The 17,254-nt window shown below is 40.2% G+C and carries 13 protein-coding genes; 8 read left to right on the forward strand and 5 right to left on the reverse strand.

Annotated features, from left to right (window positions below; genetic code table 11):
• Positions 1-158 precede the first annotated feature (158 nt).
• The 3 genes from QL984_RS17350 to QL984_RS17360 all read left to right on the forward strand — a co-directional run bounded on the left by QL984_RS17350 (position 159) and on the right by QL984_RS17360 (position 6,289).
• Positions 159-3,305: a DEAD/DEAH box helicase gene (locus QL984_RS17350; RefSeq protein WP_029609892.1), complete on the forward strand. Its 3,147-nt coding sequence runs from the start codon at positions 159-161 to the stop codon at positions 3,303-3,305.
• 612 nt (positions 3,306-3,917) lie between these two features.
• A complete protein-coding gene (gene rmuC, locus QL984_RS17355; RefSeq protein ID WP_013462772.1) occupies positions 3,918-5,387 on the forward strand; it encodes a DNA recombination protein RmuC in 1,470 nt (489 codons plus the stop codon).
• 104 nt (positions 5,388-5,491) lie between these two features.
• The gene (locus tag QL984_RS17360; protein WP_013462773.1) at positions 5,492-6,289 is read left to right on the forward strand and encodes a class III extradiol ring-cleavage dioxygenase; all 798 of its coding nucleotides are present in this window, start codon (positions 5,492-5,494) and stop codon (positions 6,287-6,289) included.
• A 72-nt stretch (positions 6,290-6,361) separates the two neighbouring features.
• Here the strand turns inward: QL984_RS17360 and QL984_RS17365 are convergent, their stop codons facing one another.
• Positions 6,362-7,225, reverse strand: a complete 864-nt coding sequence (locus QL984_RS17365; RefSeq protein WP_029609893.1) for an MBL fold metallo-hydrolase — start codon at positions 7,223-7,225, stop codon at positions 6,362-6,364.
• A 104-nt stretch (positions 7,226-7,329) separates the two neighbouring features.
• Here QL984_RS17365 and QL984_RS17370 point away from each other — a divergent pair, with 104 nt between their 5' ends.
• Both QL984_RS17370 and QL984_RS17375 read left to right on the forward strand, forming a co-directional pair.
• Positions 7,330-8,217: a LysR family transcriptional regulator gene (locus QL984_RS17370; protein WP_024602467.1), complete on the forward strand. Its 888-nt coding sequence runs from the start codon at positions 7,330-7,332 to the stop codon at positions 8,215-8,217.
• A 134-nt stretch (positions 8,218-8,351) separates the two neighbouring features.
• On the forward strand, positions 8,352-10,688 hold the full coding sequence (locus tag QL984_RS17375; RefSeq protein ID WP_024602466.1) for a S9 family peptidase: 2,337 nt from the start codon (positions 8,352-8,354) through the stop codon (positions 10,686-10,688).
• Between the two features lie 268 nt (positions 10,689-10,956).
• On the opposite strand, the gene QL984_RS17380 is transcribed toward QL984_RS17375, so the two are convergent.
• A complete protein-coding gene (locus QL984_RS17380) occupies positions 10,957-11,268 on the reverse strand; it encodes a hypothetical protein (RefSeq protein ID WP_013462778.1) in 312 nt (103 codons plus the stop codon).
• Between the two features lie 109 nt (positions 11,269-11,377).
• On the opposite strand from QL984_RS17380, the gene nhaR reads away from it, so the two are divergent.
• The gene (gene nhaR, locus QL984_RS17385) at positions 11,378-12,271 is read left to right on the forward strand and encodes a transcriptional activator NhaR (RefSeq protein WP_290173092.1); all 894 of its coding nucleotides are present in this window, start codon (positions 11,378-11,380) and stop codon (positions 12,269-12,271) included.
• A 69-nt stretch (positions 12,272-12,340) separates the two neighbouring features.
• On the opposite strand, the gene QL984_RS17390 is transcribed toward nhaR, so the two are convergent.
• Together QL984_RS17390 and QL984_RS17395 are read right to left on the reverse strand one after the other, a co-directional pair.
• Entirely contained in the window at positions 12,341-12,715 is a 375-nt protein-coding gene (locus QL984_RS17390) for a hypothetical protein (RefSeq protein ID WP_024602464.1), read from the reverse strand.
• A 65-nt stretch (positions 12,716-12,780) separates the two neighbouring features.
• Entirely contained in the window at positions 12,781-13,590 is an 810-nt protein-coding gene (locus tag QL984_RS17395; protein ID WP_013462781.1) for a sulfite exporter TauE/SafE family protein, read from the reverse strand.
• Positions 13,591-14,053: 463 nt separating this feature from the next.
• Between QL984_RS17395 and QL984_RS17400 the strand changes: the two genes are divergently transcribed.
• Both QL984_RS17400 and QL984_RS17405 read left to right on the forward strand, forming a co-directional pair.
• On the forward strand, positions 14,054-15,028 hold the full coding sequence (locus QL984_RS17400) for a DUF1852 domain-containing protein (protein ID WP_013462782.1): 975 nt from the start codon (positions 14,054-14,056) through the stop codon (positions 15,026-15,028).
• Between the two features lie 31 nt (positions 15,029-15,059).
• Positions 15,060-16,097 (forward strand): methionine synthase, encoded by a 1,038-nt coding sequence (locus QL984_RS17405; RefSeq protein WP_128583465.1) that lies wholly within the window; start codon positions 15,060-15,062, stop codon positions 16,095-16,097.
• A 317-nt stretch (positions 16,098-16,414) separates the two neighbouring features.
• Here QL984_RS17405 and QL984_RS17410 read toward each other — a convergent pair whose 3' ends face one another.
• Positions 16,415-17,029 carry a DUF2441 domain-containing protein gene (locus QL984_RS17410; protein WP_051894369.1) on the reverse strand — a complete coding sequence of 205 codons (615 nt, stop codon included), beginning with the start codon at positions 17,027-17,029 and terminating at the stop codon, positions 16,415-16,417.
• Positions 17,030-17,254 lie beyond the last annotated feature (225 nt).

Consider the following 17,254-nt stretch of genomic DNA (forward strand, 5'->3'; position numbering starts at 1 on the left):
GAGCAAAATTAAACAATGATCGCCAATTCGCTATAAACCAATTTTTTACTAACCAATCAGATCCAACCAGTTTATTTTAAAAATAATATTGCTTTAGCTCAGCGCTGATAAGGCATATACTGGAAAAATTGTTTTTAAATTTTAATACTTTGAGTGACATGTCTGCTAACTTATCAAAAAATGATTTAATGGCTATTTTTGAAGAAATTAAAAATGAGCAGGCTACCCAGTTTCCTCTTTCTGAGCGATTCATAAAAAAATTATTTAAACCCGCGGTGTTGGCCAAAGGAAAATCGTACTATAAAAACGGCCAAATCAGTTGGTTAGAACATAATGCAGATTTTTCTGTGGTTGACTCTACGGTGCAAGGTGATAAAGGAATCGCGTTCAACCAACGTATTGAGATCAGTAAATTACCAACTGGTTATTCGGTCGATACCCACTGTACCTGTAATGTTAAAACTAAATGCCGCCATTTGGCCGCTATTTTGTTAAAGCTTAAAATTGAGCATTCTGGTGAGTACGGTGAAGATTATTTTATTAATGATTGGTTTAGTGAACTAAGCGCACTTAAAAACACCGACCAAGCTCAACCCTCGCAAGTATTACTGTTTGTATTAGACATAGAAAACAACAAAGTATTTTTAACCCCTAAAATTGCCAACTACGATAAAAATAATAATTATGCACTTGGGCGAAATTTAACTGAGCAACAGCTTAATAGTTTTGTAACCCCTAGCGATTTGCTCGAAAGTGATTTTAGATTATATAGCTGGATCCGATCGCAAAATGCGGTCGGTAATATTGAGCTTAAAGGTCAATGGGGTTTTAATGCGCTGCAGCAATTACTAGCCACAGACAGATTATTTTTACAACGCTCTCGAGTACCTATTAAAGCGCAACCTGGTTTACCTCTTAACTTTGTTTGGGAAAAACAAAAAGAGGTAACCCAGTTAAAAATTCACTTGGATCAAATTCCTAATTGGGCGTTAATTAAAACAACGCCGCCTATCTACTTAGATTTAGATAAATATAAATTAGGCCGTATTCGTACGCCCCTCAGTGCTGATGAAATTGCGCACTTACAAACTATACCGGCGCTGCACGATACAAACTTTGACCGAATTTATAAGCAGCTTGCTGATAACTTTGGAGTAGGTGTTATTCCCCACCCTACTAATACACCAAGCACGCCTGTTAAGTCGTTGAGTAATGCCATACTTAAAGTTAGCATGTCGGGCTCAGTAATGGCTATTTCGTTATCGTTTAAGTATAAAAATAAAAACTATTTAGCGGGCACCGCGCCTGCAAAGTTAATTAATAGCGCCTTTGAAAACACCGTTACCAATGAGTTAGTCAACTTAGGCTTCGATTTTTGTAAAGGGGGTTTACACAGCGAGTTTATTTTTAGTCAGGAATCGGCTATTCACTTACATTGGCTAGTTCACGAGGTACTGCCCAGCTTTAAACAACGCGGTTGGCAAGTATCAATGAGCAAAGTTAATGTTGCTGATACTAAAAGCCAAATCTCATTGCATGTAAACAGAGCTGCAAATCATCAAATGCATAGTAAAGTAATGCTAAACGATACCAAAGTAGCCACCCTATTAAATGTAAATAATAAACTGTATGAATCGTTAAACCGTCAAAGTGAATTATTTTATTACTACCCTGTTGGCCGTCAATTTGGGGTTATTGATAAAGCAGCGTTTAATTTATTAATTGAGTTTAAACTGCGGTTTGAATTTATTAAAACCCGTGACGAATTTAACATTCCGCTTTCATACTTACCTGAATTAGTTCAGCACACAGCTATTAATGTAGAGCTACATGACCCGTCATTAGAGCGTTACCTTGATGAACTAAATAACGATGCACTGCTATCACCTAACACTGCCATTCATGGCTTACACGATTCTGTAGTATTAAGAGAGTATCAGCAAGAAGGCGTGGCTTGGCTTAACTTTTTAAAGCGTAATCAGTTAGGTGGGATTTTAGCGGATGATATGGGCTTGGGTAAAACGTTACAAGTGATTGCCTACTTAGCAAGCTCATACAATACACCGCAAGCAGGGCCTACGCTTATTGTGTGCCCTACAAGTTTAGTGAGTAATTGGCAAAACGAAATTACCAAGTTCGCAAAAAGCTTAAAAGTGACCACTATTTTTGGTGCACACCGAAATGATTCGTTGCAGCATTTGGCACAAGCGCAGTGTATTTTAACCACGTATCCGCTATTAAAACGTGACATTGCTTATTACTCACCGCTGTATTTTGAAAACATTATTCTTGATGAAGCCCAGTATATTAAAAACGATACCGCACAAGTTTCGCGGTTGGTAAAACGTTTAAATGCCGACTTTAAGCTTTGTTTAAGTGGCACACCAATTGAAAACAATTTATTTGAATTAAAGTCATTGCTCGACTTTGCAATGCCCTCGCTTTTAGGTTCACAGGCGCACTTTAAGCAGCATTTTCAAGGCCCTATTGAACGCGAAAGCAACATTGAACGTGCAGAGCAACTAAAAGCGTTAATTATGCCGTTTATTTTGCGCCGTACTAAAGCCCAAGTGGCTCAAGAGCTGCCGCAAAAAACCGAACTTATAAAAGAGTTTGAGTTTGAACCTAAACAAAAAGATATGTATCACGGCATTACGCGTGCGCTTGAAGAAAAGCTCATCGATTTATTTGCTGAGCAAGGTGTGCAAAAAAGTAAACTCGCCTTTTTAGAAGCCTTGTTAAAGTTACGCCAAATTTGTTGTCATCCTAAACTCATTGAACCTGAAACTGAGGCAGCCAGTGCTAAATTAGAATGGTTATCGAGCCACTTACCTTTAATGCTAAGCCTTGGCCGTAAGGTCATTATATTCAGTCAGTTTACCTCTGCCCTTGATTTAATTGCCGAGCGTTTAAATGAGCTAAATATTAATTTTAGTATGCTAACGGGGCAAACGCGTCATCGGGATAAAGTAATAGACGAATTTACCAGTGGTAACACTTCTGTGTTTTTAATTAGCTTAAAAGCCGGTGGCACAGGGCTTAATTTAACCCAAGCCGACACGGTTATTCATTTTGATCCATGGTGGAACCCTGCCGTTGAAAAACAAGCCACCGATCGTGCTTATCGAATTGGGCAAACAAACCCAGTGTTTGTTTATAAACTAATTATGGCTAACTCTATTGAACAAAAAGTATTTCAAATGCAGCAAGATAAGCAAGCGCTTGTAGATGCATTATTTACCGAAAAATCAATGAGTTTTACCCAGTTTGACGAACAACAAATGCTGTCTTTAATTAAAAGCTAAAATAATTTTAAAAAATCATGACGAGTTTTTGAACTTATTTAAATTGTAGGCGTCTATTAATATGCTTGGTTAAATTGCAGTTTCTCCAAGCTTTCATGTTGATATCCCATATAGTAGTTACTAGACATAGTAATGATTAAGCCAGCCAGTAATGCGCTGGCTTTTTTTTGCTTTTAAAAATATTTATTTTTTATTTAATTTATTTTGAACTAATCACAAATGGCTGGGTCTATTATTATGCTTGTAGTTGATGTGTTGTTATACAAGTTTCATGTTGATTTCCCTGTTTGATTACTAATTTAGTAATATTGAGCCAGCTTTATTAGCTGGCTTTTTTTATGCCTCAAATTCAACTTTTTTAAAATTATTTTGAACTAATTTAATCAGAGCGCGTCTACAATTATGCTTGTAGTTGATATGTTGTTTTACAAGTTTCATGTTGATTTCCCTGTTTGATTACTAATTTACTAATTTACTAATTTACTAATTTAGTAATATTGAGCCAGCTTTACTAGCTGGCTTTTTTTATGCGCTTAATTTAGTGTTTTACCCTACTGCTAAAGAGCGTAATTCGTTATGATGGCATGTCACTAAATTTTAAAAGTTTATTCTATGTTTACTTCGTTTTTATCCCATTTAGATTGGTTAAGTGTTGGTACTGGCGCTATAGCCGGTATGGCTATTTTCAGCGTTGTATCAGTCCAGTTAAGTAAAAAAATAAAGCGCCAAGTGAGTGAGCAGCAACAAGAGTTATTGTTATTACAAAGCCAGTATGAGCATACGCAAAATCAATATGCCTCTTTAGTGGAAGAGCACGACTTGTTAGGGCTTACTCATCAAGAGCAACGTGATCAGGCGCAACATTTTAAAACGCGATTAACTGAGCAAGAAAAACAAAGTCAACTTTATAATCAATATTGGCGTAAAACCGAAGCCGAGCTAACCGCCCTGCGCGAGCAATACAATCTGCGCGATGTCGAGCTTAATAATATACGCACCACCCTTGAGCAAAAGCAGCAACATTTCAGCGAGCAACTCGCCCATATAGAGCAAAGTAAAGAAACGCTTAAAAAAGAATTCGAAAATTTAGCCAATCAAATCTTAGAAGAAAAATCGCAAAAATTTAAAACCCTCAATCAAGAAAGCATAGAGCAGTTACTCAAGCCGGTTCAAGGTGAGCTAAAAGGCTTTAGAGATAAAATGGAATCTATTCACGTTGAAGACTTAAAACAACGTGCTGCGCTTAAAACCGAACTATTGCATTTACAAGCCAAAAGCCAAGCCATTACCGAGCAGGCTGACAAGCTCAGTAATGCGCTGCAAGGACAAAAGAAAACCCAAGGTAATTGGGGCGAGTTAATGCTTGAAAACGTGCTTGATAGCGCAGGACTTCGAGCTGGCACAGACTATAAACGCGAAGTGTCGTTTAATACCGAAGACGGCCGTCTTCGTCCTGATGTGGTGGTGTATTTACCTCAAGGTCGCCACTTAGTGATTGATGCAAAAACATCGTTAAATGCCTATACCCGTTATGTAAATGCCGAAACAGAGCTGGAATCTCAACAAGCGATTAAAGAGCATGTAAATGCCGTAACTTCCCGTATAAATGAGCTGGCCAGTAAATCGTATGACCGTTTACCAGGGATAAACTCGCCTGAGGTTGTTATTATGTTTGTACCGATTGAATCTGCGTTTGTAGAAGCACTTAAATACCAAAGCGACATTTACCAGCAAGCAATCGAAAAAAACATTTTGGTTGCTACTCCTACTACCCTGCTAACCAGTTTAAATATTGTTAAGCAGTTATGGCGCTTTGAAGAGCAAACTAAATATTCAAAAGAGCTGGCTAATCGTGCTGAGCGTTTTTACAGTAAGCTCAACGGCTTTTTAACCAGTATGGAAGGGGTGGGTAAACAGCTCGATAAAGCCAAAGAAACCTACGATAAAGCATTCTCTCAGTTATACCGTGGTAAAGGTAACTTAATTAAACAAGCCTCAGAATTTAAAGAGTTGGGTGTATCGGTGCAAAAAGAGTTACCTCAAGAAAGCGTTGAACGCGCTCACTTAGAGCTTGATGAATAAACACCACATATAATATTTGCGCACTGAGGTTGTGCGTTTATGTGGCTAGTTATTTACTAACTGCGCAGGCACTATAATAATATCTGTCCTTTAGGATTAACCACATGCAACGCCCAACCGTCTTTTTCATTTCTCATGGTGGCGGCCCAATGCCATTACTAGGTGATGCTAACCATGCAGAAATGCGAGCCTGCTTAGAACAAGTTGCCGCTACAATCCCAAAGCCTAGCGCTATTTTAATGGTCAGCGCGCATTGGGAAGCTCAACCAATTAGTATAACTGCGCACTCTTCACCGCCGCTTATTTACGATTACTATGGTTTTCCTGAGCAGGCGTACCAATTAACTTACCCTTGTACTGGCCAGCCGCAACTTGCTAATTTAGTACAGCAAGCGCTCGCAACACATAATATTGACTCAAAACTCGATCCACAGCGTGGTTTTGATCACGGTATGTTTGTACCGTTAAAAATTATGTACCCAGAGGCCGATATTCCTTGTGTGCAAATATCCTTGCATCCAAGTCTTGATCCGCTGTTGCATGTTGAAATTGGTAAAGTGCTGCAACGTATTGATTACGATAACTTATTAATTATAGGCTCAGGCTTTACCTTCCATAATATGCGCGCTTTTGGTGTTACCCAATCAAGCGATGTTAATCAGCAAAATCAGGCATTTGAAAATTGGCTGGTAAGCACAATCGCAGATCAAACATTAACCGAGCAGCAGCGTGAACAGCAATTATTAGCATGGCAGCAGGCTCCAGCTGCACGCTTTAATCACCCCAGAGAAGAACACTTGTTACCGCTACATGTATGCTATGGTGCTGCTATGTGTTCAAGCACTGAGGTATTTGAATTAAATATTGCCAATAAGCGAGCCAGTATGTATTTGTGGCAATAATAAAAAACACGCCAGACTTTGCTAGGCGTGTTTTTTGGTTCTTCTGCATTTATTGCAGCGGTTAAGCGGCAATTACCATTTCATTTCGCCTTTATGAACTTTAGCGCCAATGCTAAGAGCCATAGGTAATACAGCCTCTGGGTATGAGTTGGTCATTTTATCTATCAGCAGTTTACTGCTACCGCTACTTTGCTTAGCGTGTGCAAAATCCTTTAAATACTGAATTGAAAAATCAATATTTGCAGCATCTAATTGGGTGCCTGCTTTCATATGCCCTGGGATCACCACGTCAGGTTTAAGTGCTTTCATTTCATTAAGTTGTTTTGCCCAGGCATCTTGCTCTGCTTGAGTTTGCGCATCGGCCATCCATAAATGAACATTAGCGTATACAGCCACATTCCCTAAAATGGCTTTGTTATCAGGTATCCATAAATAAGGGCGATGATTATGCTCACCCTCTGTACCACGAATTTCAATGGTATGGCCTTCTATTTTTAAGCTATTACCATTAAATACCTTAGGAACAACGGGGTCCTTTGGGGCGTTTTCACCCATTTTTGGCGTCCAGAAAGCAAGTTTACCTTTAAGCTTTGCTGCTATTTTTTGGTGCACTGCCGGTGTGGTTATAATCTTTGCGTCAGGAAAAAACTGCTGTAACACTTCAGCGCCAAAGTAGTAATCAGGATCGGCTTGGCTAATAAAAATAGTTTTTAGTTGTTTACCAGAGTCAATTACTTTGGCGGCAATGCGCAGTGCATCTGCTTTGGTAAATCCGGTATCAATTAAAATTGCATCGGTACGGCCATAAACCAGCGTGGCATTAACATGAAAGCTATTGCTGTCAGCGTTATACACATCAAGGGTTAGTGGGGTTTCGTCTGCAATAGCGATATTGCTGGCTAATAGTGTGCTTAGTAAAAGCGTGCGTAGGTTCATAGTATTCTCATCATTGGTTGTTAATGCGAGCATAATAAAGGTTTGATATGTTCAGAAAAACAACCAATAATTAGCATCATTGTTTCATAAATCGTGCAAATACTATGGATAAACTCACCGCAGCGCAGGTTTTTGTGGATGTTGCCTACTCAGGCAGTTTTACTGCCACTGCCGATCGGCTTGAAATGTCACGCCCTATGGTTACTCGTCATATTGAGTCGGCAGAAGCATGGCTCAATACTCGTTTGCTACACCGAACTACCCGCAAAGTTACACTTACCACCGCTGGCGAGGCCTGTTTACCCGAAATAGAGCAATGGTTAGCACAGGCTAACCGTTTAGTTGAACAAACTAAAAGCCAGCAACAGTTGTCAGGTAAAATTCGAGTAGCGACCAGTATGTCGTTAGGCTTTGCACAATTAGCCCCTATATTTACACGCTTTATGAAACGTCACCCTAACGTGCAAATAGACATAGATCTTGAAGACTCAACCACAGATCTAATAGAGCAGCGTGTTGATTTGGCAATACGTATTGCAGCCAATCCTGATCCTTCGTTAATAGGTAAACCTATTGCCGAGTGTGAATCTATATTAGTGGCCTCAGCCAGCTACCTTGCTGATTATCCGGCAATAACGACACCACAACAGTTAAGCACTCATCAATGTTTAGGCTATAAAAACTTCGACCGATATATTTGGCATTTACACAACGGGGATGAATTTCAATCGGTTGATGTTAAATGTAATTTAAGTGCAAACGAGGCCACCACATTACTTCATGCAGCCATAGCCGGTGGTGGTATTTCAGTGCAGCCTACGTATTTGGCAAATCAATATATACTGGATGGTCGCTTGCAGCGTGTATTAGCGCCATGGACATTAAACCCAATGAAAATATATGTGCTTTACCCTTCTCGTCAGCATTTATCAGCAACAGTAAGAGCACTAATCGACACGCTCAGTGAAGAATTTAAAAATCCAGCATGGTAATTAATTATAAAAGTTTGGGTTTAAACCATAGCTTTGTGCGTTAAGCATACTGATATTCTGTAGGTTATTTTGTTACAGTAAATGTAATAAGCGCCTTAATCCATAAAGGGCAACAGACCCAAGGAACAATAACAATGAATCTGATCAAAACATCGGGCTTGGCACTGGCCATTGTTGCGGGCTTAGGCTTGCAAGCATGTTCAAGTACCAACATAACAACCAACAACAATGCAGCGATGAGTACCGTGAATAATCCATTAAGCCTAGCGCAAATTTATAAAGATAAAGAATTTAAAACCCAGCGTAGCACTTACTTTAAGTGGCTAGACGATGGCACCGGCTACACTGTGCTTGAAGAGCGCGAAAGTGAAAAAGAAAAAGCAGACGATAACAACGTCGATGATGAAAAAGAGCACGGCGTAAAAGGCAACGACATTGTATTTTACAATGCTGACGGTACAGGCCGTAAAGTACTGGTTGAGTTTGAAAAGCTGTTGCCAGAGGGCGCAGACGAGCCATTTGCAATCGAAAGCTATCAGTGGTCAAAAGACGGTAAATGGCTGATGGTATTTACCAACAGTGAGCAAGTTTGGCGCTCACGCAGCCGAGGCGACTTTTGGTTACTTAACCTTGAGACTAACCAATTACAGCAACTTGGTGGCTTGGATGTTGAGCCTACTAAGTTAATGTTTGCTAAGTTCTCGCCAGATAGCTCAAAAGTGGCTTACGTACGCGATAACAACATTTACATGCAATCGGTTGGCAGTAACGATGTAACCGCGCTTACAACCGATGGCAGCGCCACCATAGTTAACGGTAATTTTGATTGGGTATACGAAGAAGAATTCACCATTGCCGATGGTTTTCGTTGGAGCCCCGACAACAAATCAATCGCCTATTGGCAGCTTGATACCAGTGACGTTAAATTTTTCACTATGATCAATAACACCGACGAACTGTACCCTACCCTTAAAGAATTCCCTTATCCTAAGGCCGGTGAAACCAACTCTGCCGTGCGTGTTGGTGTGGTAAGCCTTGCTGATAAACAAACCCGTTGGGCTGAGCTTGAAGGCGATAACCGCGACCGTTATATTCCGCGTATTAGCTGGGCTGGCACCGGTAATGAATTAATGATTCAAGACTTAAACCGCCCGCAAAGCCATAACAAAGTGTGGTTGTTTGATTGGCAAAAGCAGCAACTGACCAAGATTTTAGAAGACAAAGACGATGCGTTTATCGAATGGTTTTATAAAGCAAACTGGTCAAAAGACGGCGAGTTTTTTATTTGGCATAGCGAACGCGACGGTTGGCGTCATCTTTATCGTGTATCGCGCGATGGCAAGACTATTATCGACCTAACCCCTGGCGATTACGACATTATTGATATGCTTACCATCAATGAAGATAAAAACGTGATGTATTTTATTGCCTCGCCAAACGATCCTGGTCAGCGTTATTTATACAGCACACCGCTTGATGGCAGCAGCAAACCGGTACGGGTAACACCTGCTGAGTTTGAGGGATCAAACAGCTACTACATGTCAAAAGATGCCTCGTGGGCAATGCATACTTACTCTAAATTTGGTACGCCACCGACTAAAGAGATCATTAAAGTGAGCGATCACAGTAATGTAAAAACCTTAGTTGAAAATACAAAGCTCAAACAAAAGCTGGCTGAACAAAGCTTACCCAAGCATGAGTTTTTTAAAGTAAACGCGCAAGATGGTACCGAGCTTGACGGCTACATTATGTTCCCAGAGAACATGGATAAAAGTAAAAAATACCCAATTGTATTTTACGTATACGGCGAACCATGGGGCTCTACCGTGCAAGACCGCTGGGAAGGCAACAGTTACCTGTATAAAGCACTGTTAACGCAAAAAGGCTTTATTGTGGCATCGGTTGATAACCGCGGTACACGTGCACCAAAAGGCCGCGATTGGCGTAAATCGATTTATAAAAAAATTGGTTCTATCACAGTGCAAGACCAAGTAGACGCCCTAGATGCTATGGCTAAACGTTGGGATGTAATAGACACCGATCGCGTTGGCGTATGGGGACACTCAGGCGGCGGTAGCTCAACCCTTAATTTACTGTTCCGCCATGGCGATAAATTTAAAGTAGGCATTGCCTCAGCACCCGTGCCAGATATACGTTTATACGACACCATTTACCAAGAGCGTTATGCGGGTAACCCAAACACCGATCCTGAGAGTTACGATAACACCTCGCCGATTACCTTTGCTAAAAACCTAACCGGTAAGCTATTGCTTATTCACGGCACAGGCGATGATAACGTGCATTACCAAGGCTCAGAGCGTTTAATTGACGAGCTTGTAAAGCATAACAAGCAGTTTGAGTTTTTCTCATACCCTAACCGCTCACATAGCCTACGTGAAGGTAAAGGCACGACCTTGCATTACCATACTATGATGGCCGATTTTTTTGAAAAGCACTTACTAAACAAGTAATCGTTTTAAAAAAATAAAATACTAAAGCCGCACACTAACAATTAGTGTGCGGCTTTTTTAATCAAAATGGTGCGGGGGTTTACAGCTGAGGTCAAAGGTTAAAGGAAAAAGGGCAAAGGTTTTTAGTTATTGTGAGTTGGGTAGAGTCGAACAAAGCCCAACAAGGAAATACTGCTCAATGGCAATAATTGAATCATTTATTGCTAAACATAACTTGGAATTAGAGAGGTATTAAAAAAGTAGCATCCTTGCTACTACAAGTGCGATATTAAGAGCTTGGTTGCGAAGGTTGATACTTATTAACGAGAATGTGCTGCAAACTTTTAAGTGCTCGCTTTATCGCTTGCAGCATACTTCTTCCCTTTGTATTTACATTAATACTGGGTAGCCCAGGCAAAAGAATATTAATTTTGCATTGCTGCAAAGTGCCGTGGCGATCACTCGAAAGATCATTTATTTGAATCTCAACTTTACGAATATTCAAAGCATGTTTTGCCAATTGGCTTTTTATCAACTTTAAAAGCGACATCTTTTCACTTGCGTTAATTATCTTGTTTTTAACTGTAAGTTTTAGCTTCATGCAATTACACCTTTTAATAGTAACTATGTTGCAGGCATGACTGTAATCTACTAACTTAGTGGCAAAGGAAAAAGCTGATTATTTCTTACTTTAAAACAGGTATTTTCGAATGATTACCAACATTAACTACAATCACTTATATTATTTTTGGCAAGTAAGTAAGCACGGCAGTATTGCAGCGGCGAGTAAAATACTTAATTTAACGCCGCAAACGGTGAGCTCGCAAATTACTAACTTAGAGCAACGACTAGGAAAACCGCTATTTATTCGTCAAGGGCGAGGCCTACAGTTAACGGAATTTGGCCATGTAACCCAGCAATACACCAATGATATGTTTGCTATTGCCCATGAATGGCTAGAAACCACGCAAGGTGATACCACGCACTATTCACGAACGTTAAAGGTGGGTATTTCAGACGTGTTGCCTAAATCACTGGTGTCGAAGTGGCTAGCGCCTTTAATTAATAACGACCGTATTACAAACTTACACTGTATTGACGGCCAACAAGATGAGCTGCTTGCACAAATGGCGATTCATAAGCTCGACTTAGTGTTAGCCGATAAACCACTCGATACCACCTTGCCATTTAAGGCGTTTTGCCATGAAATAGGTAAAAGCCAAATTGCTCTTTTTGGTAAGGAAACATGGCATTCGCAGTTACATAAGCAGTTTCCGCAGTCTTTAAATAACAAGCCTCTAGTGCTCCCCGCAAAAGAAAGCCCCGTCGCGCGTGCTATTTATTATTGGCTGCAAGAGCAAGACATTGAAATGACAATAGCAGGCCATGTTGACGACAGCGCATTAATGAAGTCACTCGGTGAGCAAGGGTTTGGGATATTCCCTGCGCCTATTTTGGTAAGAGCCGAAGTAGAACGCCATTACGACGTTAATTACATTGGTAGAATTGATAATGTTTATCAGCATTATTATGCCTTTACGCCTGACAGGCTCATTAAAGACAGTATTTATGACGAGTTTATAAAGCACGCGCAAATGACGTAGATTTTAGTTAACCGTCTTAAGATTAACGGGCGTCGGGGTGCGGGTTACGGATCTAAAACCTTACACTTCTCATACTTCAAATAAATATATTAAAAATATCAACAAAGCGATAAAGAATATCGGAGTGAGCAAATAAAATATGATATTGGCTACTATTTTATTGTTATCTCTAAACTTTAATATTTTTTGGCGTGCGGCAATTAAGGCTGGAAATGTAATAAACCCTTGGATACCGATAGCTAAAGTAATAGTAAGTTGCATGATAATAATTTGCCAGTATTGCTCTGGGTCATCAATTAACGATGCTTGTTGATAGTCGCTGCCCGTCGTTCCAAGCTGATGAGCAGTTCCTGTAATTAACCCTATAGTAGGTGATATCAAAAAGAACAAAGCAACACTTAAGATTGTTTTATCAACTTTATCCCTTAATTTAACTATTTTCATAGCATCCTTGCCTTAAAGTTTATTATTTCAAAATATATTCGCAAGCAAGCCTGCGAACTTTAACTTTATCGAGTAAACATATTGATTGCCATTACAATTAATAAGCCGGCAAATATTTTCTTTATGGTTGAAACTGGCAAATAATGGGTGGCTTTAGCACCGAGTGGCGCGGTAAACCATGAGGTGCATACAATACCCAATAAAGCGGGCAAATACACAAAGCCTGCAAATCCTTGTTTTAGGCTAAATAACTGGCTGCCTGAGCTGATATAACCCAGTGAACCAAACAGCGCTATCACAATGCCTGAGGCCGAGGCGCAGCCTATGGCTTTTTTCATATCAACAGAAAAAAACGTCAGTAACGGCACCAATACTGCCCCGCCGCCAATACCAATCATGGCAGACAAGCCACCGGTTATGGTCGTATAAACACTGAGTAACCCTTTGTTTGGTAACGGGCGCGCTATTGCTGAATCATTCTTACCAGAAAAAATCATTTTAAGTGCAATTAGCACCACACTTACAGCAAATACCAAACGCACTACATGCTCAGGTAACAGCGCAGCCATAAAGCCACTAATAAGCGCGCCAAAGGCAACGCCTACCATAACCCAAGGTGCAATATTCCAGGGTACATTGCCATTTTTATGATGCGCAATAGCCGACGAGGTCGAGGTAAATAAAATAGAGGCCAGCGAGGTCGCAATGGCAACCACCACTACTTGCTCAGGTGGCAAAGCATTAAAGTGCAGTAATATCATGCTGAGTATGGGTACAATAACCAGCCCGCCCCCTATTCCTAATAAGCCTGCTAAAAAACCAACACCGCTACCTAATATGGCGCAGTATATAATTAACACTATTAAATCACTCATTCCTTTTGTCTCTTCTTATGTTAAGGGTTGTTATGCTCTGTGGCGGTGAGTTGCGTGTAAAAAACGTTTAATAAAACATCTAAGCTCACCAAGGTTTATTCGAGTATATCAACAACCGTTTATGCAAATGGCACTTTAAGTACTTATAAGTATTGAATAATACTCACGTTTTGTATGAATAAATCACAACACCCGTAAAAACATCTAGAAATCTAGACTTCTAAAGCGGTTTTTGTGAGAGGGTCATAGGTAATTAGCTGAATTTACCCATTTAACTTTGCTACAGAATGAATCTGGCTCATGTTTTACCTGAAATAATACCGTTTTTCTTCATGCTACATAGCGCGTATAAATTTATTAACTCTGCAGAGCACCATTACAGCTAACCCGTTATGTCGGTTTTAACAGCGAGTAATGCGCCATCAATAAAAGCAGCAACAACTCAAATTGAAAGGATACGGCTATGAGCACTGATCTTACATTTACTATTAAAAGCACTAACTTGGATGAAAACTATCATCCATCAAATAACACACGTATCACGACCAACTTCGCTAATTTAGCAAGGGGTGAAAGCCGCCAACAAAACCTGCGTAATACCCTAAAAATGATCAACAATCGTTTTAATGCTCTGGCTAGTTGGGATAACCCACAAGGGGATCGTTACGAGGTTGAGCTCGAGATCATTTCGGTTGATTTAGACATTGCAGGCAGTGGCCAAGCATTTCCGTCAATTGAGGTATTAAAAACCAATATTATTGACCGTCAAACCAACGAGCGAATTGAAGGCATGGTGGGTAATAACTTTTCATCCTATGTGCGCGACTACGACTTTAGCGTGTTATTGCTTGAGCATAACAAAAGCAAACCGCAATTTAGTATCCCCGATAATTTTGGTGACTTACACGGTAAGTTGTTTAAATGCTTTGTAAACTCAGATACCTATAAACAGCATTTTAAAAAGCCACCGGTTATTTGTTTAAGCGTGTCTGATAACAAAACCTATCAGCAAACCGAAAATCTACACCCTATCTTAGGCGTAGAGTATCAGCCTAATGAATCGTCGTTAACTGAGCAATATTTTAAAAAAATGGGCTTACAAGTGCGCTACTTTATGCCACCAAACAGCGTTGCACCGTTAGCGTTTTACTTTTTTGGTGACCTACTTAACGACTACAGCAATCTTGAACTAATTAGCACCATTAGCACCATGGAAACGTTTCAAAAAATTTATCGTCCAGAAATTTATAACGCTAATGCCGCCGCAGGTAGTCGTTATAAACCAAATTTAAAAAATGATGATCATTCATTAACGCAAATTGTGTATGACCGCGCAGAGCGAGGTCAATTAGCGGTTGAGCAAGGCAAATTTACCGAGCAGCACTTTATTAAGCCTTATCAATCAGTGCTGCAGCAGTTCTCGGCAAGTATCGCTTAATCACACAACAAAATTAAAGGCAGCATTTATTATGAAAAAACTATTACCTACTTCATCAGCAGGCAGCTTGCCAAAACCGTCATGGCTTGCCGAACCCGAAACCTTATGGTCACCATGGAAATTACAAGGTAGCGAACTGGTTGATGGCAAACACGACGCCCTGCGTATTTCTCTGCACGAGCAACAAACCGCAGGTGTAGATATAGTCAGCGACGGCGAACAAACCCGTCAACACTTTGTAACCACCTTTATTGAGCACTTAAATGGCGTTGATTTTGAAAACCGCAGAACAGTTAAAATTCGCGACCGTTACGACGCCAGCGTACCCACAGTGGTTGGCCCTGTGTCTCGCACTAAATCGGTATTTGTTGAAGACGCAAAGTTTTTACGCCAGCAAACCAGCCAACCAATTAAATGGGCACTGCCTGGGCCCATGACTATGATCGACACCCTGTATGACGATCATTATAAAAGCCGTGAAAAACTAGCATGGGAATTTGCTAAAATACTTAACCAAGAAGCCAAAGAGCTAGAAGCCGCAGGGGTTGATATAATTCAATTTGATGAACCTGCTTTTAACGTGTTTTTTGACGAGGTAAACGACTGGGGCATAGCCTGTCTAGAGCGAGCCATAGAAGGGTTAAAATGCGAAACCGCCGTGCATATTTGCTACGGCTACGGCATTAAAGCCAACACCGATTGGAAGAAAACCCTCGGCACCGAGTGGCGACAATACGAAGAAGTATTCCCTAAGCTGCAAAAATCGAATATTGATATTATTTCGCTCGAATGCCAAAATTCACATGTACCCATAGAGCTACTCGAACTCGTACGCGGTAAAAAAATAATGGTGGGCGCAATCGATGTAGCCACCAATACCATAGAAACCCCTGAAGAGGTGGCAAAAACCCTACGCGAAGCGCTTAAATATGTAGATGCCGACAAACTATACCCCTGCACCAACTGCGGCATGGCCCCCCTGCCGCGCGACATCGCAAACGGCAAACTCAACGCTCTTAGCAAAGGCGCAGAGCTAGTTCGTAACGAACTGTTAGCAGCCAGTTATTAGCAGTGATTGTTGCTTAATTTTAGTTACAGCTGCTGTAAAAAAGCCACATCTTAACACGTGTTGAAGTGTGTCTTTTTTAATCAAAATGTAACGGGGGTTTACAGTTAAAATGCAAGGTTAAAGGCAAAAGGTGTTAGGTGAAAGGTTTAAAGTTCGTTGAATATTGGTTGAGTGCAACAAATTAGCTTAAGTAATCAAACCTAACTGACTGCTAGGTATTATTGATTGACAAGTACCCCATTTGCAGAGAATGGCAACGCCAGCATTTGCGGCTGGTTTGGAGCGCAGCGGAAAACCAGTCCGACAACATGCGCTTGTTAAATGGCATTGCCGATGACTACCGGCAAGGGGATAACTGCCTCTAATTTACAATTATTCCCTCTTTCACCGGCCCAGTACTTACGAGCCAATTCGTATGCCCCAATTATAGAACCACCCAGATATAACAAGTTTTGATCTGCTATAAATGCCTGTTCGCTTTCCACTTCATATATAGAGCAAGCCCCTCCCGAACTTACGTTAAATTTTTTGGCATCATCCAATTCACACCATGCGAACATAGATTGCATTCGTGATGGTAATTGAGGGAATTCACTTTTCCTGACAAGCTCAAATATCGCTTCTACCATTGGAGTTGTGTGAGTTATTTGTAGCGGATTTCTTGTGCCATTTTCAAAGATAACAAGACCATGTTTAATCAAATATTGGAATCCATGTTCAGACAAACCCTCAGGGTACATTTGATTTATTCTAGAAATTACATCGTCCTCATCGTATACATTCTGAACTGTCCAAATTTGATAATCAGAGTAATTACTCTTTAAACCAAATGTAATATTTTTAGCTACGTTACCTGAACGGTCAACAGTATAAAACTTCGGCACAATTTCTCCTTCGCCATTTAACAATTTAATAGTGCGCCCATCGCGCATATTTCTGCCGACGTCACGCTCATTTTTCTACTTTATATAGTTTTAGCAAATAACCTAAGGTATTACTATCATTAAGTTTTCTAAAATTTAAAGTAAAGTTAAATAAAACAATATGCGCTATTTGCTAATTTTTATAAATATGTAAGCAAAGAGCTGTTTGATGAATTGATTAGCTATTATATTTATTTAATCTCAATGTTCAGTTTTTGCTCAGATTTGACTGAT

The sequence above is a fragment of the Pseudoalteromonas sp. APC 3495 genome, assembly GCF_030407645.1.
Taxonomy (GTDB): domain Bacteria; phylum Pseudomonadota; class Gammaproteobacteria; order Enterobacterales; family Alteromonadaceae; genus Pseudoalteromonas; species Pseudoalteromonas tetraodonis.

What these genes read in the sequence shown, in the direction of transcription:
- QL984_RS17350 (WP_029609892.1), top strand. Translation starts at nt 159, where the DNA reads ATGTCTGCTAACTTATCAAAAAATGATTTAATGGCTATTTTTGAAGAA.
- rmuC (WP_013462772.1), top strand. Translation starts at nt 3,918, where the DNA reads ATGTTTACTTCGTTTTTATCCCATTTAGATTGGTTAAGTGTTGGTACT.
- QL984_RS17360 (WP_013462773.1), top strand. Translation starts at nt 5,492, where the DNA reads ATGCAACGCCCAACCGTCTTTTTCATTTCTCATGGTGGCGGCCCAATG.
- QL984_RS17365 (WP_029609893.1), bottom strand. Translation starts at nt 7,225, where the DNA reads ATGAACCTACGCACGCTTTTACTAAGCACACTATTAGCCAGCAATATC.
- QL984_RS17370 (WP_024602467.1), top strand. Translation starts at nt 7,330, where the DNA reads ATGGATAAACTCACCGCAGCGCAGGTTTTTGTGGATGTTGCCTACTCA.
- QL984_RS17375 (WP_024602466.1), top strand. Translation starts at nt 8,352, where the DNA reads ATGAATCTGATCAAAACATCGGGCTTGGCACTGGCCATTGTTGCGGGC.
- QL984_RS17380 (WP_013462778.1), bottom strand. Translation starts at nt 11,268, where the DNA reads ATGAAGCTAAAACTTACAGTTAAAAACAAGATAATTAACGCAAGTGAA.
- nhaR (WP_290173092.1), top strand. Translation starts at nt 11,378, where the DNA reads ATGATTACCAACATTAACTACAATCACTTATATTATTTTTGGCAAGTA.
- QL984_RS17390 (WP_024602464.1), bottom strand. Translation starts at nt 12,715, where the DNA reads ATGAAAATAGTTAAATTAAGGGATAAAGTTGATAAAACAATCTTAAGT.
- QL984_RS17395 (WP_013462781.1), bottom strand. Translation starts at nt 13,590, where the DNA reads ATGAGTGATTTAATAGTGTTAATTATATACTGCGCCATATTAGGTAGC.
- QL984_RS17400 (WP_013462782.1), top strand. Translation starts at nt 14,054, where the DNA reads ATGAGCACTGATCTTACATTTACTATTAAAAGCACTAACTTGGATGAA.
- QL984_RS17405 (WP_128583465.1), top strand. Translation starts at nt 15,060, where the DNA reads ATGAAAAAACTATTACCTACTTCATCAGCAGGCAGCTTGCCAAAACCG.
- QL984_RS17410 (WP_051894369.1), bottom strand. Translation starts at nt 17,029, where the DNA reads ATGCGCGATGGGCGCACTATTAAATTGTTAAATGGCGAAGGAGAAATT.